Source organism: Aquimarina sp. MMG015 (assembly GCF_018100855.1).
In the GTDB taxonomy this organism is placed as follows: domain Bacteria; phylum Bacteroidota; class Bacteroidia; order Flavobacteriales; family Flavobacteriaceae; genus Aquimarina; species Aquimarina latercula.
Genome location: NZ_JAGJEB010000001.1, coordinates 159,682 through 186,289, shown reverse-complemented (window position 1 = coordinate 186,289; position 26,608 = coordinate 159,682). Strand labels below are relative to the sequence as shown.

General features: G+C 31.7%; 28 protein-coding genes. 27 read left to right on the top strand and 1 reads right to left on the bottom strand.

Annotated elements, in window-relative coordinates:
* The first annotated feature begins 19 nt into the window (after window positions 1–19).
* From J8L88_RS00890 to J8L88_RS00870, 5 genes are read left to right on the top strand one after another with little or no spacing between them, the layout of a single operon-like run.
* The gene (locus tag J8L88_RS00890; RefSeq protein ID WP_371813593.1) at window positions 20–940 is read left to right on the top strand and encodes a DUF6427 family protein; all 921 of its coding nucleotides are present in this window, start codon (window positions 20–22) and stop codon (window positions 938–940) included.
* A complete protein-coding gene (locus tag J8L88_RS00885; RefSeq protein WP_158594486.1) occupies window positions 937–1,566 on the top strand; it encodes a hypothetical protein in 630 nt (209 codons plus the stop codon). Before J8L88_RS00890 ends, J8L88_RS00885 begins: the two co-directional genes overlap by 4 nt.
* Window positions 1,567–1,577: 11 nt before the next feature.
* Window positions 1,578–2,573 carry a DNA adenine methylase gene (locus J8L88_RS00880; protein WP_118388440.1) on the top strand — a complete coding sequence of 332 codons (996 nt, stop codon included), beginning with the start codon at window positions 1,578–1,580 and terminating at the stop codon, window positions 2,571–2,573.
* A gap of 5 nt (window positions 2,574–2,578) precedes the next feature.
* Window positions 2,579–3,187 (top strand): DUF4254 domain-containing protein, encoded by a 609-nt coding sequence (locus J8L88_RS00875; RefSeq protein WP_027394431.1) that lies wholly within the window; start codon window positions 2,579–2,581, stop codon window positions 3,185–3,187.
* Window positions 3,188–3,197: 10 nt separating this feature from the next.
* Complete coding sequence (locus J8L88_RS00870) at window positions 3,198–4,274, top strand: glycosyltransferase family 9 protein (RefSeq protein WP_247666389.1); 1,077 nt, start codon at window positions 3,198–3,200, stop codon at window positions 4,272–4,274.
* Between the two features lie 87 nt (window positions 4,275–4,361).
* Here J8L88_RS00870 and J8L88_RS00865 read toward each other — a convergent pair whose 3' ends face one another.
* A complete protein-coding gene (locus J8L88_RS00865) occupies window positions 4,362–5,417 on the bottom strand; it encodes a ferredoxin--NADP reductase (RefSeq protein ID WP_211059693.1) in 1,056 nt (351 codons plus the stop codon).
* 203 nt (window positions 5,418–5,620) lie between these two features.
* Here J8L88_RS00865 and J8L88_RS00860 point away from each other — a divergent pair, with 203 nt between their 5' ends.
* From J8L88_RS00860 to J8L88_RS00755, 22 genes are all read left to right on the top strand, one after another.
* Window positions 5,621–5,959, top strand: a complete 339-nt coding sequence (locus tag J8L88_RS00860) for a PadR family transcriptional regulator (RefSeq protein ID WP_118388444.1) — start codon at window positions 5,621–5,623, stop codon at window positions 5,957–5,959.
* Between the two features lies 1 nt (window position 5,960).
* Window positions 5,961–6,692 carry a hypothetical protein gene (locus tag J8L88_RS00855; RefSeq protein ID WP_211059692.1) on the top strand — a complete coding sequence of 244 codons (732 nt, stop codon included), beginning with the start codon at window positions 5,961–5,963 and terminating at the stop codon, window positions 6,690–6,692.
* Window positions 6,689–7,309 carry a hypothetical protein gene (locus J8L88_RS00850; protein ID WP_211059691.1) on the top strand — a complete coding sequence of 207 codons (621 nt, stop codon included), beginning with the start codon at window positions 6,689–6,691 and terminating at the stop codon, window positions 7,307–7,309. Before J8L88_RS00855 ends, J8L88_RS00850 begins: the two co-directional genes overlap by 4 nt.
* Window positions 7,310–7,440: 131 nt before the next feature.
* Entirely contained in the window at window positions 7,441–8,916 is a 1,476-nt protein-coding gene (locus J8L88_RS00845) for a DUF5687 family protein (RefSeq protein ID WP_118388450.1), read from the top strand.
* 4 nt (window positions 8,917–8,920) lie between these two features.
* Window positions 8,921–9,616: an ABC transporter ATP-binding protein gene (locus J8L88_RS00840; protein ID WP_027394423.1), complete on the top strand. Its 696-nt coding sequence runs from the start codon at window positions 8,921–8,923 to the stop codon at window positions 9,614–9,616.
* Between the two features lie 216 nt (window positions 9,617–9,832).
* Entirely contained in the window at window positions 9,833–12,460 is a 2,628-nt protein-coding gene (locus J8L88_RS00835; RefSeq protein WP_247666388.1) for a hypothetical protein, read from the top strand.
* Between the two features lie 21 nt (window positions 12,461–12,481).
* Window positions 12,482–12,901: a polymer-forming cytoskeletal protein gene (locus J8L88_RS00830; RefSeq protein ID WP_027394421.1), complete on the top strand. Its 420-nt coding sequence runs from the start codon at window positions 12,482–12,484 to the stop codon at window positions 12,899–12,901.
* Window positions 12,873–13,100 carry an AtpZ/AtpI family protein gene (locus tag J8L88_RS00825; protein ID WP_051336234.1) on the top strand — a complete coding sequence of 76 codons (228 nt, stop codon included), beginning with the start codon at window positions 12,873–12,875 and terminating at the stop codon, window positions 13,098–13,100. Before J8L88_RS00830 ends, J8L88_RS00825 begins: the two co-directional genes overlap by 29 nt.
* 88 nt (window positions 13,101–13,188) lie before the next feature.
* Window positions 13,189–13,566, top strand: coding sequence for a hypothetical protein (locus J8L88_RS00820; RefSeq protein WP_211059690.1), 378 nt, complete (start codon window positions 13,189–13,191; stop codon window positions 13,564–13,566).
* A gap of 122 nt (window positions 13,567–13,688) precedes the next feature.
* Window positions 13,689–14,765 (top strand): F0F1 ATP synthase subunit A, encoded by a 1,077-nt coding sequence (gene atpB, locus J8L88_RS00815; RefSeq protein ID WP_211059689.1) that lies wholly within the window; start codon window positions 13,689–13,691, stop codon window positions 14,763–14,765.
* Between the two features lie 36 nt (window positions 14,766–14,801).
* A complete protein-coding gene (atpE, locus tag J8L88_RS00810) occupies window positions 14,802–14,993 on the top strand; it encodes an ATP synthase F0 subunit C (RefSeq protein ID WP_211059688.1) in 192 nt (63 codons plus the stop codon).
* 89 nt (window positions 14,994–15,082) lie between these two features.
* Entirely contained in the window at window positions 15,083–15,583 is a 501-nt protein-coding gene (locus J8L88_RS00805; RefSeq protein WP_027394416.1) for a F0F1 ATP synthase subunit B, read from the top strand.
* Between the two features lie 7 nt (window positions 15,584–15,590).
* Window positions 15,591–16,118, top strand: a complete 528-nt coding sequence (atpH, locus tag J8L88_RS00800) for an ATP synthase F1 subunit delta (protein WP_211059687.1) — start codon at window positions 15,591–15,593, stop codon at window positions 16,116–16,118.
* A 74-nt stretch (window positions 16,119–16,192) separates the two neighbouring features.
* The gene (gene atpA / locus J8L88_RS00795; protein ID WP_027394414.1) at window positions 16,193–17,770 is read left to right on the top strand and encodes a F0F1 ATP synthase subunit alpha; all 1,578 of its coding nucleotides are present in this window, start codon (window positions 16,193–16,195) and stop codon (window positions 17,768–17,770) included.
* Between the two features lie 124 nt (window positions 17,771–17,894).
* On the top strand, window positions 17,895–18,761 hold the full coding sequence (gene atpG / locus J8L88_RS00790; RefSeq protein ID WP_211059686.1) for an ATP synthase F1 subunit gamma: 867 nt from the start codon (window positions 17,895–17,897) through the stop codon (window positions 18,759–18,761).
* A 198-nt stretch (window positions 18,762–18,959) separates the two neighbouring features.
* Window positions 18,960–20,894 carry a hypothetical protein gene (locus tag J8L88_RS00785; RefSeq protein WP_211059685.1) on the top strand — a complete coding sequence of 645 codons (1,935 nt, stop codon included), beginning with the start codon at window positions 18,960–18,962 and terminating at the stop codon, window positions 20,892–20,894.
* Between the two features lie 106 nt (window positions 20,895–21,000).
* Window positions 21,001–21,654, top strand: coding sequence for a hypothetical protein (locus J8L88_RS00780; protein ID WP_108802709.1), 654 nt, complete (start codon window positions 21,001–21,003; stop codon window positions 21,652–21,654).
* On the top strand, window positions 21,639–22,151 hold the full coding sequence (locus J8L88_RS00775; protein ID WP_118388461.1) for a hypothetical protein: 513 nt from the start codon (window positions 21,639–21,641) through the stop codon (window positions 22,149–22,151). The genes J8L88_RS00780 and J8L88_RS00775 overlap by 16 nt, the downstream gene beginning before the upstream one ends.
* A 32-nt stretch (window positions 22,152–22,183) precedes the next feature.
* A complete protein-coding gene (locus J8L88_RS00770) occupies window positions 22,184–23,635 on the top strand; it encodes a lipopolysaccharide biosynthesis protein (protein ID WP_211059684.1) in 1,452 nt (483 codons plus the stop codon).
* Window positions 23,636–23,666: 31 nt separating this feature from the next.
* Entirely contained in the window at window positions 23,667–24,101 is a 435-nt protein-coding gene (dut, locus tag J8L88_RS00765) for a dUTP diphosphatase (protein WP_027394408.1), read from the top strand.
* Between the two features lie 78 nt (window positions 24,102–24,179).
* Complete coding sequence (locus J8L88_RS00760; RefSeq protein WP_027394407.1) at window positions 24,180–25,196, top strand: sugar nucleotidyltransferase; 1,017 nt, start codon at window positions 24,180–24,182, stop codon at window positions 25,194–25,196.
* A 31-nt stretch (window positions 25,197–25,227) separates the two neighbouring features.
* A complete protein-coding gene (locus J8L88_RS00755) occupies window positions 25,228–26,604 on the top strand; it encodes a lipopolysaccharide assembly protein LapB (RefSeq protein ID WP_211059683.1) in 1,377 nt (458 codons plus the stop codon).
* The last annotated feature ends 4 nt before the right edge of the window (window positions 26,605–26,608 follow it).

Genomic DNA, 26,608 nt, shown 5'->3' with positions numbered 1-26,608 from the left:
AAAAATATAAAAAATAGTAGTGTTATCAAGCTTTTTTAATAAATCAAAACCAATTAATTTTATAATTGTTGCATTATACATGTTTGTAATGTATATAATAGCGCATTACCGAAATGGTATCGACTTGGATTATTTTAAAATTATGATCTTTTTTGCTAGTTGTGTTGCATATATCCTCACGATGCTCATATTAAATCATGTTACGCAAAAGAATGATTTAACATATAAAAGTACAAACACAATATTACTATTTGCTTTTTTAACGGGAATCTTGCCAATGTCATTAGTTAACCCTAGTGTTCTGTTGTCAAACTTATTTGTTATTTTGAGTATGAGAAGTATACTAAGTTTAAGAAACGGTAAGTATGTTAAATCTAATGTTTTAAATGCTTCTTTATATATTGGTTTGGCTTCTTTAGCCTATTTCTGGAGCATAGCTTTTATTGTCATAGTTTTTTTGGGAGTATTATATTTTGAATCTAAAAATTATAGGAACTGGATAATTCCGTTTATAGGGTTACTAACCGTCTATATGTTATCCAATTGTTTTACCTTATTATTTTATGATTCATTCTTTGCTATTACTGATTATGTAGCGCCAATATCGTTTTCTTTCGAAGGATATTTTAGTGATCAAGGATTCTTTTCAATTGGAGTACTAATAATTTGTATACTGTTTTTTTTAACAGTGTATTTGATAAAATATAGCAGAAAACCAACAAAATCAAAACCTATTTTAAAACTTATTATTGCACAATTATTGATTTCATTAATTGTTGTTATGATAGCTCTGCATAAAAACACTTCTGAAATGATTTTTATAGCGGCTCCATTAGCAATTATTGGAACAACTTACTTAGAGATTGATCATGGAAAATTTGTAAAAGAAATTAATCTTTGGGTGTTTCTATTATTGCCATTTATGACGCTGTTATTTTGAAAGATCCTTATCTAGATATTATAGAATCAGAATTACAACATAGATTATCTATTAACTGTGAATGGAATAAAAAGCAAAATCATCTTTGGGATGATTATGGTAATTTTATTTATACTACGGTAAAATGGGAAAATGTAGTTTCTAAAATTTCGAAGTCGGCAATTAAGTATAAAGTTAAAGAGGAGGAATTTTTTAATTATACTATAAACCGATGGTATGACTACTGGAGTGATATAGCGATAGAGCTAATTTTATCAAATTCGAGAAATATATTTTCAACCGATAATGATGGAAACAAATTATTTGATTTTAAAATGATTGTCTTTCCTGAAGGTTTTGGGAAATCGTTGCAGTATACAAGAGAAAATTCTAAAGAATTAATGTACTGGTTAGCTAATAGTTCAAGTCAACAACCAAAAAAGAATTCAGAAAATATCATTTTTATAGTTTTATATGCAGATGATCATGAACACTGGAAATTAAAAGCACAAATCTCTTGGCTTAGAGATATAATCTCGGTATATGTTGCTACATTTGATGATTCAAGATTATTTAGACTACAATTACAACCTTATCAAATCAGTAAGATTGGTTTGATTTGGGCTGTTAAGGGACAAGCAAATTGACTTAATAAACGATGAATTATATCGGCTCAAAATACAAACTCTCTAATTTTATTAGAACTTCTGTTTTTGAAACAGTAGGCGCTGATTTAGAAGATAAAGTTTTTTGTGATCTTTTTGCAGGAACAGGTGTAGTTGGAAGAAGTTTTAAAACTATTGTAAAACAGGTGATTGCAAATGACCTGGAGTATTATAGTTATGCGCTAAACCGGAATTATATTGGAAATAGCGAAGAGATTAATTCTTTGGATTACATTGCAGAATTAAACCGCTTGCAAGGAAAAAAAGGTTTTGTCTACAATAATTATTGTAACGGAAGTTTGTCTGGACGTCAGTATTTTAGTGATGATAATGGACTTAAAATTGATGCGGCAAGAATACAAATTGAAAAATGGAAGGATAGTAAAGAAATTGATGAAAATACCTATTATTTTTTACTAGTATCACTTTTAGAAGGAGCCGATAAAGTTGCTAATACGGCCTCTGTATATGCATCATATCTAAAGGGCCTAAAAAAAACTGCTCAGAAAAATTTAGAGCTCGTTCCAGCAAATTTTGACTTCACAGAAAACAAGCATCTGGTTTATAATGAGGATAGTAATATATTGATAAAGCAAATAGAAGGAGACATTTTATATCTTGATCCACCGTATAATGCTAGACAATATGGAGCCAATTATCATATACTAAATACTATTGCAAAATATGATACCTTTGTCCCAGTTGGAAAGACTGGTTTAAGACCTTATCAAAGATCTAATTATTGTAAAAAAGGTTTAGTAGTAAAGGTTTTTGAAGATTTAATCAAGAATTCGCAGTTTACTTATATTTTTCTTAGCTATAACAATGAAGGTTTAATGTCTGAAGAAGAAATAAGACAAATTATGGAACGTTATGGTAGATACGATTTAGTAACTACAAAATATAAGAGGTTTAAAGCGGATAAAACGGAAAACAGAAACCACAAAGCCACAGAAACAAAAGAATATTTACACATCTTAGAAAAATAAGTATAATGTTTACAGATAAAGCAAACAAAATTTTTAAAGAAGTTATAGACATGTATCATGTGATTGATCGTGTAGATCAGGAATTTTCAAATCCATATGATAGTAAATCACAACAAATAGAACATTTATTATATAGAAAATGTTGGATCGATACGGTACAGTGGCATTATGAAGATATTATTCGTGATCCAGAAATTGATCCGGTTGCAGCTTTAAAACTAAAAAGACAGATTGATGCATCTAACCAGGACCGTACAGATATGGTTGAGTATATCGATAGCTATTTTTTAGAGACATATAAAGATGTTATTCCTAAACAAGATGCTACGATAAATACAGAAAGTCCGGCTTGGGGAGTAGATAGATTATCGATATTAGCGCTTAAAGTATATCATATGCATGAAGAGACTGTTAGAGAAGGTGCATCGGATACTCATAAGGCTGCTTGTCAAAAAAAGTATAATGTATTACTAGAACAGCAAGTAGATCTTTCTACAGCAATAGATACCTTGCTTACGGATATTGAGAAAGGTGATAAGTACATGAAGGTTTACAAACAGATGAAAATGTATAATGATGATGAGTTAAATCCAGTTTTACGAGGAGAAAAATAGTAATGTTTTTTTGAATAAAGTAAAAAATATATCAAACAAAAGCAAAGCCCTTTCAGAGGGCTTTGATGCTCATGTTCTGGTTATTAGGCTTTCTGCAATGGGTGATGTGGCTATGACTGTGCCTGTATTACGAACATTTAGAGCAATATACCCGACTGTAAAAATAACTGTGCTAACGAGAAAATTTTTTGAACCAATTTTTACCGGAATTGATAACTTAGAAGTGTATCACGCCGATGTTAATGGGAAGCATAAAGGTATTTTTGGATTGTCAAAGCTATCAAAGGAATTAAGAGGCTTGGGAATATCAGCTGTGGCAGATATGCATAATGTACTACGATCTAATGTACTTAAGAATTTTTTCTCTCTTCATGGTATAAAAGTAGTACAAGTAGATAAAGGAAGAGCAGAAAAAAAGGCGTTAACCCGATCAAAGAATAAAGAATTTAAGCAATTAAAAGCAACGCATCAGCGGTATGCAGATGTTTTAGGTAAATTAGGATATCCTATTGATTTACGAGAGCATTCTTTTCCAGAAAAAATGGCATTAACCCCAGAAATTCTAAAGTTCACAAAGAAGTCTACTAAAAAGTGGCTAGGAATTGCTCCCTTTGCTCAATATAAGAGCAAGGTATATCCTTTAGAGTTTATGATTGAGGTAATTGAACAACTCGATCAAGGTGATATCTATGAAATATTCCTTTTTGGTGGCGGTAAAAAAGAGATTGACTTGCTTAATAATATTGAAAGCAAATATAAAAACGTGATCAATATTGCAGGTAAGTTATCTTTTGAAGATGAGTTAAAACTAATTGGAAATTTAGACGTAATGTTATCCATGGATAGTGGTAATGCACATTTAGCGGCCATGTATGGGATTCCTACCATAACACTTTGGGGTGTTACTCATCCATTTGCAGGATTTATGCCTTTTGGACAACCTATGGAAAATGCTATTCTTCCTAATTTAGCAAAGTATGATCAGATCCCTACATCAATTTATGGGAACAAAGTTCCCGAAGGATATGAAGATGTGATGAATACTATTGAACCCGAAACTGTGGTTAATGCAATACTTAAATTGTAGACGTTTTCGCCGAATTACTATAAAGCCATAGAGTATGTAGCATCAATTTTTAAAAAGAAAAACCTTACTTATTTTCTAATTGATAATTTAAACATCATCAAAATCTACTTTTATAGAAGAAGAGGTTGGATGCGCCTGACAAGCTAATACCAGACCTTCAGCTAATTCTCCATCGGTAAGAATACTGTTTTTTTCCATAACTGCAGTACCATCAGTAATTTTACAAATACACGAACTACAAACACCACCTTGACAAGAGTAAGGAGCATCAATATCTTCCTCTAAAGCAGCATCAAGAATGGTTTTTTTCTGATCCATAATAAAACTAAACTCTTCATCATCTACTAATATAGTGATACTAGTTTTTCCATCTAAAGCAGCATCAACTTCTGTGTTAGAAGTACTACTACTGGTAAAAAGTTCAAAATGAATATTGTCCTTAGGGATTCCGTTTTCTATTAAAACATCTGTTACTGTATTGATCATTTCTTCTGGACCACATAGGTAGAATGCTTCGAAGTTTGTTTCTTTAAATTTATTCTTAGTGATGTAATTAATAGTAGATTTTTCAATTCTTCCAAAACGAGCACCATCTTCTTGACTTCTACTATAGAAGAATTCAATAAATAATCTATCAGGATATTTTGCTTGTAATGATAGAAGTTCTTTAGAAAAAATTGTTTCTGTAGGAGTCTGATTACCATATACCAAAACAAAATTACTATTAGGTTCCTCTTCTAGAACACTTTTAATCATACTCATTACAGGAGTGATTCCACTACCAGCAACAAAGGCGGCATAACTATGAGTTACAGTTGGATCTGATTTTAGGGTAAAATTACCTTCTGGTGTGTGCACATCTAGTGTGTCACCGACTTGTAATTTATTATTTGCTATTGCGGAGAAAGTTCCGTTTTCGATCTCTTTAACCGCAACACGAAGAGAATGACTTTTTGGAGAGCTACAAATAGAGTACGCCCTCCTTATTTCCTTACCTTCAACTTGAGTTTTGATAGTTATATATTGACCAGAAATAAAGGAATAATCGTTTTTTAACTCTGAAGGAATATCGAATTCTATGGAAACAGCTTTTGGAGTTTCTCTAGTAATGTTTTTTATAGTAAGCGTATGGAAATCTGACATAGCAATTAGGTATACTTTAAACTGAACTCTTAATAATTAAGTTTTCAGTTTACACTTTAATAGTAATTAATCTTTTACAAATTATTTTGCGCAAAAATAACAAATGCATTATTGCATATAATGGTTTTGACATAATTTTATATACCTAAAAAACTTATGCATAAGAAAATTATGTATATATTTGCGTTCTAATATTTGTAATAATGGGCAATTCTAAGTTATATAAAGGTAGTTTGAATACTATTATTCTTAAACTTTTGGAAGAGAGTGACAAGATGTATGGGTATGAGATTACCCAAAAAGTAAAAGAAATTACTAAAGGAGAATTGAACATAACCGAAGGTGCCTTGTATCCTGCATTACATAAACTAGAGGCAGAAGGATTGTTGGATGTGGAAATGCAAAAAGTAGATAATCGTCTTCGTAAGTACTATAAACTCACAGAAAAGGGTACAAAGGAAACTGCTAATCGGTTAACAGAATTAGAAGAATACATCCGCACTATGCAAACCATTATTAACCCAAAATGGAGCATAAATTAATATGAGCAAATTAACCAAAGAACAGATTAAGTTTATAGAAGAATATCTAATATCTAATAAGGTAAAGTATTGGGATATTCGAATAGAATTATTAGATCATATTATTTGTGAAGTTGAACAAAGATTGCAGCATAATATTTCTTTTGAAACTGCGATGGAGCAAATTCATAAAAGCTTCGGCAATAAAGTATCTTTTTATGCTTGGGATATAGGTGTAAATAAATCAGGAAAATCTATTTATGAAGATAGTAGAGGGTACAAAAAGTTATTGATAGAAAAGAGAAAACATATTACAAAAAAGATTCGAAGAACGAATCTTGAGGTTGCTAAAGAAACTCTAAGAGATTATAAGGTTATGATTCCTTTTTTGGTAGCGGTTGGTTTGATTTTTTCTTTTGCAGAAGGAATAGGGTGGAAAATGATGTTTCTCGGAAGTGTCATTTTAATGTTGATTCCTTGCATTTTTGTCTGGGCTGATCAATACAAAAAAAGAAAAAATCAATCCCTTAATTTAGTAGTCTATTCTGGCTGGGTGGGATTAATGATTTATTTTCCCAATTTCTTAAATATTTTTAAACAAATAGATCCCAATATAATACACACAGATATCTTTTTGTATTCGTATACATTATTTACTTTGATTGCAGTTTTCTTCACTTTTGTGAATTTTAGAGGGTATCAAAAAATGGAAAAAGAATATAGTCAACACTATAAATTATTATCGGAATCATGAAAAAACTTACTATTGAAGACATACAATTCATAGATACGTATTTATCTAATTCTGATATTCACTATGAAGATATACGAATTGAAATGATAGATCACGTAGCTTCAGAAATAGAAAATTCAATGAATCAAGGAGATAACCGAGATTTCTATGATATTTTTAAAGACTATATGATAGAAAATAAAGCTTCTTTAGAAAAACAAGGGAGTAGACCTTTTAACTCTAAAGTATTTAAAAGTGTATGTAAACAATTTCTAAGAAACCTATATTCTTGGCAAGTAATACTTGGTAGTGTACTGTGTTTTTGGATTTTCAATAGCCTCTATAAGTATTTTCATATTGATGGTTTTACAATTACTTTTTTTCCAACGTTTTTGATGGCTTTAGTTGGTTTTATTCCTATTGTAGTTTTTGGTAAAAAGAAGTTTTCTTTTATTGGAAATTTTGTGGTTTTGGTATCTATCTTTTTTTCGTTTAACTATTATTTTATTCCTTATTTAGACGAACCTTCATTGTTTTATTTTGTCAATTTAGTGATTATGTCCATATTTTTTGTTTGTAGTTTAAAAACAATGATTTCATTAGTGATTTATTATAAAAAACGCTTTCAACTGATATAACAATCTGTTCTTCTGCCCTTAAAATGCATAGTTTTTTAACTTTTCTTTCACTGTTTTTGTAACAAAATCCATTTTTTGATTACTAAATAGTGTAAGAAGTCTTTCCTACTTCTTTTAAAACTAATACAACTATGTTTAAACATTTTATATCCTTACAGTGGAAATCTTTTTGGCGATCTGCATCTGCTTCTTCGGGAGTTTGGATGAAAATCTTCATGGGATTTTGGGCGGTATATTTTATTTTAATGATGATGGGAGGCAGTTTTATTGCCTATAAATATATCAGCAAAGATTTATGTCTAGATCCATTAGAAGTGGTAAATAGATTTTTGATCTATTGGTGGGCATTTGATCTTATTTTTAGATATGCGTTACAAAAAATGCCTGTTATCAATATTAAACCTTTATTGATTTTACCTTTTAGTAAAAGCAAAATTGTATCATTTGCTTTGGGTAAGACAATGTCATCGTTTTTTAATATTATTCATGCCTTCTTTTTTGTTCCATTTTCAGTTCTTTTGATTGCTAATGGAGATGCACCTGTATTAAACGTGTTGTTATGGAATATAGGATTGATTGCATTGATATATGGTAATAATTTCCTTAATATCTTATTAAACAATAAAGACAATCTTATTTATGGAGTTGGTGGCGTTATGGCGTTATTAGGTGGATTGCATTATTTCGGATATTTTGATGTTACACAGTATACAGCACCGTTTTTTCAGGGATTATACGAATCAAAGTTTTTAGTAGTTATTCCAGTAGTTGCTGCGATTGCACTTTATATTATTGCATTTAAGTCTTTTGTAAAGGATTTGTATCTGGATGCTGGATTGGCAACGAAATCTAAAACTGTAAAAACAGAAAATTTAGAATGGTTGGATCGATTTGGTAAAACCGCAGTATTTCTAAAAAATGATATTAAGCTTATTAAAAGAAATAAAAGAGCAAGATCAACAGTAATAGTGAGTGCGTTATTTCTTTTTTATGGTCTGTTATTCTTCACAGGAGCTGTCGAAGCATATGAAGGACCTGTTTGGAAAATATTTGCAGGGATTTTTGTTTCTGGTGGATTTTTAATGAGTTTTGGACAATTCGTTCCAAGTTGGGATAGTTCTTATTATCCATTAATGATGAGCCAAAATATTAAATACCGAGAATATCTTTCTTCAAAATGGTGGTTAATGGTAATAGCGACATTTATTTCTGCTGTTCTAGCATCAGGATATTTATATTTTGGATGGGAGGCATACTTAGCGGTTGTTGTTGGTGCGATCTATAATATGGGAATGAATGCACACGTCGTATTATGGGCAGGTGCTTATGTAAAAACTCCAATAGATTTAACTAGTAATAAAAAGGCTTTTGGAGACAAACAATCCTTTAATATGAAAACATTAATGTTATCATTGCCAAAACTTGCATTACCAATGGTGTTATATGCAATAGGACATTATGCATATAGTCCATATGCAGGTTATGCATTGGTTGCTGTTGCTGGAATTGCTGGTTTTGCATTTAGGAATATGGTTTTTGATAAAATTGAAAGAATTTATAGAACAGAGAAGTATAAAACGATCTGGGCATACAAACAAAAAAAATAAGAAGATGATAGGAGTACATAATATTACAAAGACATATGCAGGGAATACGGTATTAAATATTGAGCATTTAGAAATTCCTAAGGGAGATAGTTTTGGTTTAGTAGGAAATAATGGAGCCGGGAAAACAACTTTATTTAGTGCTTTATTGGATCTTATTAAACCAACAACAGGTCATATAGAAAATAGTGGGATAAAAGTAAGCGAGAGTGAAGATTGGAAATCAATCACATCGGCATTTATCGACGAAACATTTTTGATCGGTTATCTTACAGCAGAGGAATATTTCTATTTCATAGGAGAACTTCGAGGCCAAAATAAAGCAGATGTAGATGCGTTGTTAGCAGAGTTTGAAGATTTTTTTCACGGAGAAATATTAGGTCAAAAGAAGTATTTAAGGGATTTGTCTAAAGGGAATCAAAAGAAAGCTGGAATAGTGGCTGCATTGATAGGAAATCCAGAAGTTGTTATTCTGGATGAACCATTTGCCAACCTGGATCCTACAACTCAGATTCGTTTAAAGAAAATCATCAAAGATTTGGCTGCAGATCCTAATGTTACTGTTTTGGTTTCTAGTCATGATTTGATGCACGTAACAGAAGTGTGTGAGCGTATTGTGGTATTGGATAAAGGAGAAGTAGTTAAAGATCTTGCAACCTCTACAGAAACATTAAAGGAATTAGAGGAGCATTTTAATAAATAAGTATAAGCAATTAAGTTTTCGGGAAACTTTGAAGCATCGCTGATCTTTTGTTAGCGATGCTTTTTTTATTAAAACTATCGAAACAACAAAAAAATGTGTTGTTCAGAGGTTTTTTACTAGAAGAAATGTATTTTTACATTTCACGCAAGGTTTTTATGCCGTTCTGATGCACTAAAACGCAAGTTTTTAAGTTATCAGCGTATAAATTATTCAGATTTGAACAGAAATTTATCACAAATCATCGTTGTATTTCTCCTAATTGCTATTGGGTTTAGTTGTTCGCGTAAAAAAGACAAATGGACTAATAGGACTTGGCACGATGTAACTACAAAAAACAATACACTTTATAACGGAAGAGTGGCTTTTGAGAAAGGAAAGCAGGATATTGTTCAAACATATAAAGACAATTTTTGGGAATTACTTCCGGTAGAAAGATTAATTGTTGGTGAAGATGTTAGGCTTCCTAATGAAGTTCTTAATCAAAATTTTGATAAAGCAGAGGAAAAGGCAGCTAAAGCTATACAAAAGCATAGCATGCTTATTGATGATAGAGAGCGAAATCCTAAAATTGATGAGTCATTTTTACTTTTAGGAAAAGCGAGGTATAACGAACAACGATTTATTCCAGCTTTAGAAGCTTTTAATTATATTCTATATAAATATCCAACCAGTAATAATATCAATCATGCTAAGGTTTGGAGAGCAAAAGCCAATCTTCGTTTAGATAATAATGAGAAGGCTATAGAGGATTTAATGAAGATGGTGGAAGAAGAATATATGGAAGCTCAAGATTACTCTGATGCAGTGGCGATGATTGCGCAAGCATATATTAATCTAGAACAAAAGGATTCTGCAGTTACGTATATTAGTAAAGCAGCGATTCACTCAAAAAATAATGAAGAAAAAGGTAGGTATCTTTATATAAAGGGTCAGTTGTTAAATCAGTTAGGATATAAGGATAGTGCTAATTATGCGTTCGATCAAGTAATTGATCTGAACAGAAAAACACCTAGGCGATATATGCTAAATGCGTATATGGCAAAAGCCAGAAGTTTTAATTACGAAACAGGAAATAAACAAGAGTTTTTAGAGCTTTTAACAGATTTAGAGGAGAATCGCGAAAATAGACCTTTCCTTGATAAAATTTATAATCAGAAAGCCGTTTATTTTAATACACTAGATTCTATAGATTTAGCGGTGCAATTTTATAATAAATCTTTAAGAACAGATTCTGAAGATACATATTTACAATCACTTAACTATAAAACACTAGGAGATATAAATTTTGATGATAAGGAATATGCAGTAGCGGGTGCTTATTATGATAGTACCCTGGAAAGAATGGTTGTTGATTCTAAAAAATACCGTGTATTAAAAAAGAAAAGAGTCAATTTAGACGATGTAATTTTATATGAAGGAATTGCGCAAACTAATGATAGTATTCTTAGTGCTGTAGCGATGTCTCCAGAAGAAAGATTAGCATATTATTCTGAGTATACTGAGAAAATTAAGGCAGAAGCTATTGCAGCTGAAGAAGCGGCAGAAATTGCAAGAATAAAAGGAGAACTTCCTAACGAACAACGATTTAATAGACCAAGTACTGGATTAGGAGCTAGTGGCGGACCAAACCCAGAAGAAGGAGGAACGTTTTATTTTTATAATCCTACTACGGTAGCTTATGGTAAAACTGCTTTTAAAAGAACTTATGGAAATCGGGAATTGCAGGATAATTGGAGGATATCCAGTATTACAAATCCAACAGCGGTTTCTAGTGAAGAACAGGGTGAAGTAGAAGAGTATTCGATTGAGTCGGATCCTACTTTTGATCCACAAACGTATATTACCCAATTACCAACAGATGAGGTTGTTTTGGATAGTTTGCAAACCGATAGAAACTTTGCTTACTATCAATTAGGGGTTATTTATAAGGAGAAATTTCAGGAATATGAATTAGCAACAGATAAGTTTGAAGGTCTGTTAGAAAGTAATCCAGAAGAGCGTCTAATCGTTCCCTCTAAATATAATTTATATAAAATTTATGTTTTACAAGGCAACGTAGAAAAATCGAATGCACTTAAGCAAGATATTATTAATACACATGGAGATTCACGTTATGCTAAAATTCTTCAAAATCCTGATGAAGCATTAAAAGATGATCAAAATAGCCCAAAATCTTTGTATAATAAATTGTATAAGGATTTTAAGGGCCAAAAATATGCTTCAGTAATAAAAGAAAGTGATGAGTTGATTACTAAGTTTGGTGGAGAAGATTTTGTTCCAAAATTTGAATTATTAAAAGCGCAAGCGATTGGTCGTTACCAAGGTTTTGAGGCGTATAAAGAAGCCTTGAATTATGTATCGCTTAATTACCCACAAAGTCCAGAAGGTAAAAAGGCACAATTAATATATCAAACAACAATACCACAAATACAGAATAGTGATTTTGTGTTAGAAGGTACGGATCAAGAAAAAAACCACAAGTTGGTATATGAATATTCTAGATTTGGAGATAATCAAGCTCAAGAGCTTAAAGAGAGATTAGAAGCTATTTTAAAAGATCTTAGGTATGATAAAATGAAAGTATCGTTAGATATCTATACAAAAGATCAACAATTTGTGGTAGTTCATACCAAAAGAGATAAATTAGGTGCAGAAGGTCTAGCAGAACTTTTGATTCTGGGTAAAATAGAAGATACCAGAGGAGTAGATATGACAAAATGGAACCGTAGGAAGAAATACTATCAGAAGGTAGATAAAGAATATTTTTTAGTTACTTCTAAAAATTATAGAATCATCCAGATACATAAGAACCTAGATAGTTATTTGCAACCTAAATCAGAATAATAATTTAATCCCCCGATTAGTATGTTTTCAGACAATAAAAAAGGAAAAGATCAGGCTTTAACAGATTTTTCAAGAAATCAAAACAAAATTTCAGAAGGAACTAAAATTGTAGGAGATGTAGTCTCCGAAGGTGGTTTTAGGGTAGAAGGTACTATAGAAGGTACATTTAAAACTACAGGAAAAGTAGTAGTCGGAAAATCAGGTTTTATTCAGGGAACATTAGAATGTTCTGATGCTGATTTCGAAGGTAAGTTTTCAGGAAATCTTGTGATTTCAGGAACACTTTCCTTAAAACCAACAGCACATATCGAAGGAGAAGTTTCTGTAGGTAAATTAGCTGTAGAGCCAGGAGCGACTTTCAATGCATCTTGTGTCATGAAAGGTGGTGTAAAATCTCTTGGAGGCAAACAAGATGGGCAAAAACAAGGGAAATCAGCTTAGAAAATATTTAGCTCTAACCGGTATTGCTTTTGAAATGGGAGCGATCATTTTTGTCTGTGCATATGCAGGTAAGAAATTAGATGCCTATTATCAATTCGAAAAAAATTGGTGCACAATGGGGTTAGTTCTTTTTGGGGTAGCATCATCATTATATTTGGTTATAAAGCAATTAGATAGGATTAATAATCCTAAGAAATAAGTTGTTTTTACAATAATTATTTCAGAAAATCTTTCCTAACACCTTTTTTAAAAACAAAAAAGCAATTAAAATTTAGTAAACTAAATAAATGATTAAAAATTTACTTAGCTTTTTAAGCATTTTTCTTTTAGTCTTATTAGTTGTATACGGAGTACATATTTGGGTTGGAAGTTTTTTTTCAATCAATAATAATCCTGCAATTATTAATCTTTCATATATTTTTAATACGGTATATACGATCATATTAATTACTGCAATTTTGATTCTTCGAAAAAAGTTTAAAGATCAGATTGGTTTTGTTTTTTTAGCAGGAAGCTTCATTAAATTAGGAGTTTTTGTAGCCATTACTAAGCTCAATGGTATAGTGATGGATAAAAGCGTTTTTCTTGACTTTTTTACGCCCTATGTGATTAGTTTAATTTTGGAAGTGTACTATGTTTCTAAAATCCTTAATTCAAATAAATAACTGAAAATCAATACGTTAATTATTTTGAAATATTCTCAAACTTATTTGTGTAAAATAGTTTAAGAATCTAACTTAATTATGTACATTTGCACCGAAATTTAGGAACCGAAATCTGACCTAGAATGCAAAAAATTAGTGTAGTTAGAATTTTTATGACTTTAGCTTTGATTCTCACTTCTTTGAATCTGGCGGCAAAAGATACTGAGAAAGTAGAGAAAGAAGGAAAGGATGGTTTAAAGCTTGAGATCAAAGAGTTTATTGATCATCACCTTCTTGATTCACACGATTTTACATTTTTTTCTGATAAAGAAACTGGTAAACATTATGGCTTTCCATTACCTGTTATCCTTTGGGATGGAGGGTTAAAAGTTTTTTCTTCTTCAAAATTTCATCACGGAGAAACAGTTGCTGAGGTTGATGGTAATCACTACAAGTTATACCATAGTAAAATATATAAGACGGACGCCGAAGGTACTATCAATTATGATGAAGACCATCATGCTACAAATACAAAACCATTAGATTTTTCAATTACCAAAAATGTAGTAAGTATATTTTTAATTGGTTTGTTAATGTTTTTTATGTTTAGAGGTCTTGCAAAATCTTATAAAAAGAATAATAGTATCCCAACAGGAGCAGGTCGTTTCTTAGAGCCATTGGTCCTTTTTGTAAGAGATGAGATCGCTATTCCTAATATCGGTGAAAATAAATATAAGAGATATATGAGTTTTTTGCTTACGGTGTTTTTCTTTATTTGGTTTTTAAACCTTTTAGGAATGACTCCTTTAGCAGTAAATGTTACTGGAAATATTGCCGTTACTTTTGCATTGGCATTGATAACATTTTTAATCACAAATTTTACAGCAAATAAAAATTATTGGGGCCATATATTTTGGATGCCCGGTGTTCCAACATTTATGAAAGTGGTTTTAGCACCGATAGAATTGTTAGGTGTTTTTATCAAGCCTTTTTCATTAATGATTCGTTTGTATGCGAATATGACTGCAGGTCACGTAGTATTAATGAGTATTGTTGGATTAATGTTTGTGTTTAAAAGTTGGATTGGTAGTCCATTATCATTCGGTTTAGCGTTCGCATTATCGATATTAGAATTATTGGTTGCGGCATTACAAGCATATATATTTACGATGTTAGCTGCGTTATATTTTGGTATGGCTAGTGAAGAGGCGCATCATTAGAATTTAATTTGAAGTTTAATTTTTAATTATATAATCATGGAAATCCCAAGAATTATTGGAGCAGGTTTAATTGTAATAGGTGCTGGAGTTGGTATCGGTAGAATCGGTGGTCAGGCAATGGATGCTATTGCTCGTCAACCAGAAGCTTCTGGTAAGATTCAAACAGCTATGCTTATTGCAGCTGCACTTATTGAAGGTATTGGATTTGCTGCGTTATTCGCATCTTAATCATTCAATTAAAAGCAATAACTGCAACGGTTGGTTGCAGTTGTTGTTTACTTTGAAATTAAACATTAAAGAAAATAACATATTTAATTATGGATAAGTTAATAAATGATTTTTCATTCGGTCTGTTTTTTTGGCAGATACTATTGTTTGTAGGATTACTATTATTATTAAGAAAATTTGCTTGGAAACCTATTCTTGAAGCAGTTAATAATAGAGAAGAAGGAATTAAAAATGCATTAGAGTCTGCTGAGGCGGCTAAAAAAGAAATGCAAAACCTTCAGGCTGATAATGAGCGTATCCTTAATGAAGCACGTGCTGAGAGAGATGGAATGCTTAAAGAAGCAAGACAATTAAAAGAGAGCATGATTGCAGACGCAAAATCTGAAGCGCAGACGGAAGCTGATAAGATTGTTGCACAAGCACAAGCTACAATAGAAAGTGAAAAGAAAGCTGCGATAGCTGACCTTAAAAGTCAAGTTGCGGGACTATCTGTAGAAATTGCAGAAAAAGTAGTTAGAAAAGAATTAGCTAACAAAGACAAACAACTAGAATTAGTAGAGTCTATGTTAGGAGATGTTACTTTAAACTAATCATAAGATGAGTAGAGCAGCAATACGTTACGCTAAGGCAGTTTTGAGTTTGGCTCAGGATAAAAATGCCACTGAGGATGTTCAGAAAGATATGCAAAATATTATCGCTACTATTGATAGTAGTTCTGATCTTAAAATGGTATTAAACAGTCCTTTGATCAAAAGCGAAGTAAAGCTAGCTTCTTTGCGTGAGATTTTTAAAAGTTCAGGAGATCTTACACAAAAACTTTTTGACACATTAATAGAAAATAAAAGAGTAAGCTTGCTAGATAATGTGGCAAAGCAGTATATCGTTTTATTTGATCAATTAAATAATACTCAAGTTGCTAAGGTAACCACTGCAGTTCCTTTAGATAAAACGTTAAGTTCAAAAGTTTTAGCTAAGGTAAAAGAATTGACTGGAAACGAAGCGACTATAGAAAATGTTATTGATGAGAGCATCATCGGTGGTTTTATTCTAAGAGTAGGTGATTTGCAGTATAATGCGAGTATAGCTAATAAGCTAACAAGTTTAAAAAGAGAATTAAGTAATTAATAAATTACTTCAATTATATAAATTTAATAATAAGAGAATGAGTAGGTTTACTCATTTTTACAAACTATTATAAAATGGCAGAGGTGAATCCTGCTGAAGTATCAGCAATATTAAAACAACAATTATCTGGATTTGAAGCTACAGCTTCACTAGAAGAAGTAGGTACAGTATTACAGGTTGGTGATGGTATCGCCAGAGTATACGGATTGTCTAACGCTCAATATGGAGAATTAGTAGAATTCGAATCTGGACTAGAAGGAATCGTACTGAATCTTGAGGAAGATAATGTTGGTGTAGTACTTTTAGGTTCTTCGACAGATGTAAAAGAAGGTGTAACGGTTAAACGTACACAAAGAATTGCTTCTATTAATGTTGGAGAAGGAATTGTAGGTCGTGTAGTGGACACTTTAGGAAATCCTATTGATGGAAAAGGAGCGATTGAGGGTGAAACTTTTGAAATGCCATTAGAGCGTAAAGCTCCTGGTGTAGTTTTCCGTCAGCCGGTAACAGAACCATTACAGACAGGTATTAAGTCTATTGATGCAATGGTACCAGTAGGTAGAGGACAACGTGAATTGGTGATTGGTGACCGTCAAACTGGTAAGACAACAGTTTGTATCGATACAATCCTTAATCAAAAAGAATTTTATGATGCTGGTGAGCCAGTTTACTGTATTTATGTTGCCATCGGACAGAAAGCATCTACAGTAGCAGGTATTGCTAAAGTATTAGAAGATAAAGGAGCAATGGCGTATACTACAATTGTAGCTGCGAATGCTTCTGATCCTGCTCCAATGCAGGTATATGCTCCGTTTGCAGGTGCTGCAATTGGTGAGTATTTCCGTGATACAGGTCGTCCTGCTTTGATTATCTATGATGATTTATCTAAGCAAGCGGTTGCATATCGTGAGGTATCATTATTATTACGTCGTCCACCAGGACGTGAGGCATATCCTGGGGATGTATTCTATCTTCACTCTAGATTATTAGAGCGTGCTGCAAAAGTAATTGCTGATGATAGTATTGCAAAAGATATGAATGATTTACCTGATTCATTAAAAGATAAAGTAAAAGGTGGTGGATCACTTACTGCATTACCAATTATTGAAACACAAGCGGGTGACGTTTCTGCATATATCCCAACTAATGTAATTTCTATTACAGATGGTCAGATATTCTTAACTTCTGATTTATTTAACTCCGGTGTTCGTCCAGCAATTAACGTAGGTATTTCTGTATCTCGTGTAGGTGGATCGGCTCAGATTAAATCAATGAAGAAAGTAGCAGGTACATTAAAGCTTGATCAAGCACAGTTCCGTGAACTAGAAGCATTTGCTAAGTTTGGTTCTGATCTTGATGCAGCTACCTTAAACGTAATTGAAAAAGGTAAGCGTAACGTAGAAATCTTAAAGCAGGCTCAGAATGACCCTTATACAGTAGAAGATCAAATTGCAATTATCTATGCTGGATCTAAAAACTTATTAAGAGATGTTCCTGTTAATAAAATAAAAGAATTCGAAAGTGACTTTATAGAATATCTTAATGCTAAACATAGAGACACTTTAGACACTTTAAAGGCTGGGAAGTTAACAGACGAAGTAACGGATGTATTACTTTCAGCTTGTAAAGAGATTTCAGCAAAATATAAGTAAATAGTATTGAGTACAGAGTATTAAGATTTTTAGTACTCTGTATTTTATATAAAGTTATAATATTAGAAAGGTATTGTTTAGAGGTACTTAGTTATTAGCTAATCAATACTCAATACTAAGAAAGATGGCAAATTTAAAAGAATTACGTAGTAGAATTACCTCTGTATCATCAACGATGCAAATTACTAGTGCCATGAAAATGGTATCGGCAGCAAAGTTGAACAAAGCACAGATGGCAATTACTGCTATGCGTCCTTATGCAGACAAGCTTACTGAATTATTACAGAGTTTGAGTGCTTCTCTTGAAGGAGATAGTGCAAGTTCATTCTCTGAGCAACGTGAGGTAAACAAAGTGTTAGTAGTTGCAATTGCTTCTAATCGTGGTTTGGCAGGTGCTTTTAATTCTAACATTGTTAAAGCTTCTAGAGAGTTATATGATAATGTGTATGCTGGTAAACAAGTAGACTTTGTTACTATTGGTAAAAAAGTAAATGATATAGTTTCCAAAACACATACAGTTGTGGCTAATAAAAGTGAATTGTTTGATGATCTTACGTTTGCTAATGTTGCTGCTATTGCAGAAGAGTTGATGGAAATGTTTACGAATGGTTCTTATGATAAAATTGTTGTGGTATATAACAAGTTTAAGAATGCAGCTACGCAAATAGTTACAACAGAGCAGTTTTTGCCAATTAAACCAGTAGAAACTGAAGGTGAAAAAAGTGCTAACTTAGATTATATCTTTGAACCATCTAAAGAGGAAATAGTTGAAGAATTAATTCCAAAATCTTTAAAAACACAGCTTTATAAGGCAATTCGTGATTCTTTTGCTTCTGAACATGGAGCGCGTATGACAGCGATGCATAAAGCTACAGATAATGCTACTGAATTAAGAGATTCTTTAAAATTACAATATAACAAAGCTAGACAGGCTTCTATTACTAATGAGATCTTAGAGATTGTTGGTGGTGCAGAAGCGTTGAACTCATAATTAGATATTTATCGGATTTCGATAAATAATCTTAAAAAAGAGAGTATATCTTAAAAACTCGACATTAATTATGTCGAGTTTTTTTTATTTCCAGATTTCGTTGAAAGATCAATAAAAAGTGATTTTTAGGAGTAACATTTTCCCCGTTTTAGGCACTTACTATCAAGTACTAAACATTAATTTTTAAAACCACTTTTTATGAAAAAAATTATCAATCTTTTTTATGTATGCTTACTTATTATTATATCGTCATGTGGGAGTGATGATGATGCAATTGGAAACCTTCCACCAATGGAAGTGTCGAATATAGAAGCAGAAGTAATTGAAGGTACCCTTGTAAGAATAAGTTGGGCAGAAGCGGAAGATGCTAATAACGATGAACTATCATATGATGTAGTAATTAATGATAGGGTAGTTGCTGATAAAACATCGGAATTATCTACAGAATTTAATGTGGCCAGTTTGTTGACAAATAGGTCTAATAATCTACAAAAAGGATTAAATCTAGAGTTAACAATTAGTATTAAGGCATATGATACTAATGGTGGTGTTTCTGATGAATCGATTGTAAAACGAAATGTCTTTGTTAATAGAGATCCAAGTACGTTCGAGTTTGCAAATATTAATTTTGATTTCTCGTACTATAACTGGTTAGAGGTTTCTTGGTATCCAGCGATAGATGAGGATGATGATATCTTATCTTATGACGTGTATCTTAATGATGTTGTTTTAAGAGAAAATTACATTATTGGATCAGATGATTATGACGGTTTGGGTAATATATATTATAACACTGATTATTCTCAATATGTGGATGATGAAATTATTATTAAAGTTGTTGCGAATGATAGAGATGGTGGTATAACGGAAATTAGTAAATCTTTTGACTTTAGAGCTACAGATGTTGATTTAGGAACATTATCAATACCATATGATAGTTCTATGGAGTATGTAATTAATCAAGAAGAAGTAGACCGTAGAGTCGGTTACACTTTTCAGATAGATGAAAATACTGGATATGTAATTCAGTCTAGTGAATATTTACAGTTAAGGTTATCCGATGATCAAGGTAATTATATAAATGGAAGTTATGAAAGATTGTATGGAGAATCGTTGACCGCAGGAACGTATTATTTAGAAATAGAAAATTATTATAATAATTCGAACTTATCTGGTACGCTTTCTTTTGTTTTAAAAGATCCAAAAGAATCAGATGTGGATTTGGGAACCTTAGGAGTCCCGTATGAGGAGGCGTTAAACTTTTCTTTACCAAATAACGAACCAGATAATAAAATAGGTTATACTTTTCAGATTAGTGAGGAAACAGGTTTTTCGGTTTTTTCTCAGAATAATATTAATTTCGAGCTTAGGGAAGTAAACGGAAACTTTATTACATCTGGTTATAGGAGAGCGTTTACTGAGACGATTCAACCTGGAACCTATTATTTAGAAGTGTATCAGTATTATAATGATATTAATTCTGGCTCCTTTACAATGGTTTTAAAAGATCCTACTACCACAGATGTTGATTTAGGAACATTATCAATACCTTATACAGATTCAGTAGAATTTAATGTGTCTATAACAGAACCTGATGGGAAGATTCGGTATTTATTTGAGATTAATAGCGCTACAGGGTATTCGTTTACAACTCAAACAGGAATATATTTAAATTTATATGATAGTAATGGTAATTATATAAACTACGGATATAGAGATATTTATGGAGAGAATTTAAATGCCGGAAGTTATTATTTAGAAATTGTCAATCAAGACTATAATGATATATCTGGAACTTTAAACATAACACTTAGCTCTCCGAACGAATCTGATATTGATCTTGGCGCACTTACAGTACCTTTTAATCAATCATTCGATTTTAATACAACAGGCGAAATTGATAGAAAAATTAGGTATGAATTTAGTGTTGATTCTGAGGCTTTTTATGCTTTTGAAATTATCAACGAAAATTATGATGATTATATTTATTTATATGACGCTAGTGGTAATTACATAAGTGGAAGTGATTATTACCAGATTACTGGAACATTATCTCCTGGTAATTATTATGTTGAAGTTGCAGGGTATAGTAATAATACAGGTTCAGGAACATTGGTTTTTGACCTTCAATAAAAACATAAAATAGATTAAGACCCTATATACTTTGGTGTATGGGGTTTTTTGTTTTTTTTATGACAAAGCTTGTTTTCATTTTTTATCTTTAAAGGAAAAAAGAAAAATGAAAACAATTAGACTTTTTATCTTACTAATGATTGTATCATTAGTAACTACTACCAATGCGCAGGAATCAGAAACTTTGTATAAAGCAGGAGATATTAAAATGGGAATTTCTGCGGTTCCACTTTTGGATCTAAGTGATGGTTATAGCGGTATAGTAGCTAAACCAAGTTTATCGTTCTATGTTTCGGAACATTTCGCAGTTAATACATCAGCTTTTATATTATTACCACAAGATATAGAGCAGGAAAATGGAATAGATGCCGAAGTGCAGGCTTATGGTTTTATACCTTCTTTTAGGAAACATGCAATTAATAGTGGTAAATTTAGTTTTTATTTAGAATCTGGAGTCGGGATTGGAGCTATCAGATATGAAGCAAATGATCCTGCAGACGCGGCAATTGAAGATAATAGTGGAGGTTTGTTATTATTTTCTGCTGGTGCCGGAATAAATTATAAATTTGCAAAGTGCTTAGAGTTAGAATTTGGTCTTCCTTATATGTATGGATTAAATATTACAAATGGGGATGATACGAAGCTATTTTCTGGAGTTGCTTTTAACTTTGGTATAAACTTTGTTTTTAATACCAAGGATATTAAGAAAATGAAACAAAAACATCGTGAACGTTTAAAAGAAAAATGGGACAAAGAATAAATTTTAGAAAACTGCTGACCAAAGTCGGATTATTAAGTATTTTGATGACTTTCGGGCAATGCGCTACAGGCCAAAAAATTGATAAAACAGCTCCAGTAGCTTTAAATTCACCGTATTTCCAAGATTGGGTTTCTGGAGTAAAAGGTGGTGGTGCTGGCTTTATGCTTTATTTTCCAGTAGATCCTGCTTCAAATGTTACATTGGAGAATGCTTATTTTAAAGGAAAAGCGGTTCAGTTGAAACGTAAACAAAACGAATCTGTTTATGTAGGTCGTTATACAGATCCTATTACGGTTAAAAAGGATATCGTGATGAGTAGTGATCAAAAGGAGGAATACAACAATAAAGTTCCGGAGATCGAAGAAAAAATACCTTTTGAGCTTAAAGAAGGAGAATGCATCATAGCGTACTCTAAGAATGGACAAGAAGGATATTTTAGAATTGATAAATTACCAAAAAAAGAATTGAAAGCATATCCTATGCAGCCAAGACAATAAAATTGTATTTTTAGAATCACAATAGTAAGCACTTGGGGATTTTTCAAAAACTTTTTAAGCAAACTTTTATATACGGAATGGCAACTGTGTTACCACGCATGTTGTCATTTCTTTTGGTACCCCTATATACCAATCAATTACCAACAGAAGAATATGGTAAGGTTTCGATTATTTTTTCATACTTCGTATTGCTCAATGTAGTTTTAGCATATGGTATGGAAACTGCTTTTTTTAGGTTTTTTAATAAAGAATCTAATAAAGAAAAGGTGGTTAGTACATCTGCTATATCATTAATAACTTCATCATTGATATTTTTGGTGATCGCCATCCTTTTAAGAGAGCAAATATCAATTTGGGCAGATATTAAATTAGAATATATAAATTTAGTAATATGGATATTACTTCTAGATGCTTTAGTTATTATACCATTTTCTTGGTTAAGAGCCAATGAGCAACCTATTAGGTATGCGATTATTAAAATAACAAATGTTGCTATTAACTTTGGGTTAAATATATTTTTCTTACTCTATTTAAAACAACTTTCATTTCATTTTTCTTTATTTAATTGGATTTGTAAAGATGATTATGAAATCAGTTATATATTTATTTCTAATCTTATTGCAAGTGGATTTGTGTTAATAGTTTTGTTACCATTTTATATTAAAATTAAATATCACTTTGATAAAGTTCTTTGGAAAAAAATGATGAGATACGCCCTGCCAATTTTGATAGCAGGAATCGCATATTCAATTAATGAGACTTTTGATAGAATTCTATTAGATAAATTGTTACCCGAGAATGTCGCCGAGCATATGGTAGGGGTCTATTCTGCCTGTTATAAATTAGCATTGTTTATGACATTATTTGCTACAGCTTTTAGGTTAGGAATAGAACCGTTTTTCTTTAATTATGCCGATAATAAAAATGCCCCAGAAACATATGCTAGAATTACTAAGTATTTTGTAATTCTAGGGTCATTTATTTTTCTGTTTGTGATTGTATTTGTTCATCTGTTAAAAATTATTTTTTTAAGAGATGTAGCATATTGGGAAGCGGTAAAAATTGTTCCATTCATTTTATTAGCTAATTTTTGTTTAGGAATTTATCATAATCTTTCGGTTTGGTACAAGGTAACGGATAGAACAAGATTTGGAGCGTATATATCGGTTTTTGGCGCTATTATTACATTACTTCTTAATTTTTTATTAATTCCTAAATACACTTATGTTGGTTCGGCTATCGCTACTTTAGCGGCATATGGGACGATGATGTTAGTATCTTGGTATTTGGGAAGAAAATACTACCCAATTCCATACGATCTAAAAAAAATGGGGATGTATCTGTCGTTATCGATCAGTTTTTCAATTATTTCGTTTTACGTCTTTGATAGTAATTATATGATTTCAATCCCTTTATTAGTGGTGTTTTTAGTAGTTTTGTATGCCTCAGAAAAAAAAGAATTAAAACAAATATTAAAAAGATAATCAACGCTTTAGAAAGAGCTTTATAGTAGATATGCAAATAAATATAATTAATAAATCATCGCACAAGTTACCGCATTATGAGACCATAGCTTCAGCAGGAATGGATCTTAGAGCAAACATAACAGAATCAATAACATTAAAACCATTAGAACGAACAATTGTAAAAACGGGATTATTTATAGAATTGCCTGTAGGTTTTGAAGCACAAGTTCGTCCACGAAGTGGATTGGCTGCTAAAAAAGGAATTACGGTATTAAACGCACCAGGAACTGTCGATGCTGATTATAGAGGTGAAATAGGAGTTATTTTAGTAAACTTATCCAATGAAGATTTTGTTATAGAAAATGGAGAAAGAGTCGCGCAGTTAGTTATTGCAAAACACGAAAGAGCTGAGTGGATAGAGGTGACTGAACTTACCGAAACCTCTAGAGGAGAAGGTGGCTTTGGAAGTACTGGAGTTAAATAGAAATATTTGCCAAGTAAACAATAATAGTAGAATTAAAAAATATTAAATAAAATCAACCAATCAAAAAATAGGTAAGTAATGAAAATAATTGTTCCAATGGCAGGAAGAGGTTCTCGATTAAGACCTCATACACTAACAGTTCCAAAGCCTTTAATTCCGGTAGCAGGAAAACCAATTGTTCATCGATTAGTTTCTGATATAGCTAAGGTTTTAGGAGAGCCAATAGAAGAAATAGCATTTGTCTTAGGGGATCCTGCGTTTTTTGGTGATGATGTGGTAGAGAGTTTAACAGAATTAGCAGAAGAATTAGGTGCTAAGGCCTCTATTTATAGACAGGATCAGCCTTTAGGAACAGGACACGCAATTATGTGTGCTAAAGATTCTTTATCAGGTCCAGCTGTTGTAGCGTATGCTGATACATTGATTAGAGCAGATTTTAATCTTGATAAAGAAGCGGATTCTGTGATTTGGGTTAAGCAAGTTGATCAGCCAGAAGCTTATGGTGTAGTAAAGCTTAATGAGAATAAAGAGATCGTAGAATTGGTAGAGAAACCAAAAGAATTTGTTTCTGATTTAGCTGTGATAGGAATCTATTATTTTAAAGATATTGCGGTATTAAAAAATGAATTGCAATATGTGTTAGATCACAATATAATCAATGGTGGAGAATATCAGATTAATGATGGTATTAAGCGCATGATGGCAGATGGCAAAGTTTTTGTTCCTGGTCAGGTAGAAGAATGGATGGATTGTGGAAACAAAAATGTTACGGTAGAAACGAATTCTAGAATGCTAGGTTTTTTGGAAAAAGATGAAGAAAAACTAATAAGCGACGATGTTGTTTTAGAAAATGCTACTGTTGTCCCTCCTTGTTGTATAGGGAAAGGGGTTGTAATTAAAAATGGATCTATTGGACCTAATGTTTCAATTGGAGACGGTTGTAGTATTGAAGATAGTACTATTAAAAATAGTTTAATACAGAACCAAACTATCGTAAAAAATGCTACCTTAGACAATGCTATGATAGGGAATCATGTGTATTATGATGGAAAATACACCACCATTAGTATCGGAGACTATTCTACTTTAGAATAATATGTGATTTATATTACTTTGAATGACTTATATGCCTAAACTTTGGAGACATATTTTAATTTGCTTGATCTTTCTTGGAGGAGGAGTTAATGCCGTTTTAGCTCAAGAACCAGAATCGCTTAAAAAAATAGAGATTTTGGATGATCTTGGAGACGTGTCTGATGTGTTTAGGGAAAGTTTTTTTGAAGCACTGAAGCAAAGAGCAATCACAAATTATGATAAAGCAATCATAGCGCTAGAGCGATGTATTTCGACAAATCCAAAACCAATTGTTTTATATTATGAATTAGGTAGAAATTACTTGGAGCTAAAGCAATATGATAAAGCAACGGTAAATTTGCAAAAAGTTCTTAAAGAAAGACCTAATGATCGATATGTTTTGGAGTTATTATTCGAAATATATTTTACAGAAAGAAAGTACACAGAATCTATAGAGGTTGTTGAAAAATTGGTGACTTTCGATAGTATGTACAAAGAACAACTGGCTAACCTTTATTTTTTAGAAACCCGTTATGATGATGCTCTAATAGTTGTAGATGAATTGATAGAGGAATTGGGTTTAGATTCATATAGAGATAAATTAAGAAAAAAAATAACCTTAAAAATAAGTAATCCTAATTCTCAAATCACAAGATTACAAGAGAAAATAGCTTCTAATCCAAAGGAAGAGCAGAATTATTTGAATTTAATTTACCTATACAGTCAAGATAATCAGATCGAAAAGGCATACGGAACGGCTCAGATGTTGTTAAAAGAGAAGCCTAAGTCAGAGTTGGCTCATTTAGCATTATATAAGTTTTATTTGGATGATAACTTACCAAAAGAAGCTATTAATTCTATGAAAATTGTCTTATCGAGTGATAAGATAGACGAAGAATCTAAGTATAAAGTAATAAATGATTTTTTGATTTTTGTGGACAAAAACCCGCAATATGAAACTCAACTTATTGAAGTAACCAAAGTTTTTTCTGATGATTCAGGAAGTAGTAAAGTGTTTACGGAAATTGGAAACTATTTTTATGAAAAAGACAAAAAAGAGCAAGCACTTAATTACTATGAGAGAGGAATTAAAGATAACGCTAGTAATTTTGGGATTTTAAGAAAAATGCTGTTGTTGCAGTTAGATTTAAAGAGGTATGAAAAAGCTAAAATAGGAAGTGAATTAGCAATAGAAATGTATCCTTCGCAGCCAATTCTATATTTAGTAAGTGGAGTTTCTCTAATTAATTTAAATAATTATGAAGAAGCTATAGATATTTTAGGTATCGGTATGGATTATATTATTGATGATTTTAAAATGGAATCTGACTTCCATGATCAAATAGGAGAAGCATATATGAAAATGGGAAATGAGGCAAAAGCTTTAGAGTATAAAGAGCGATCAGTTCAACTTAAAAAAAAATCATAAAAGG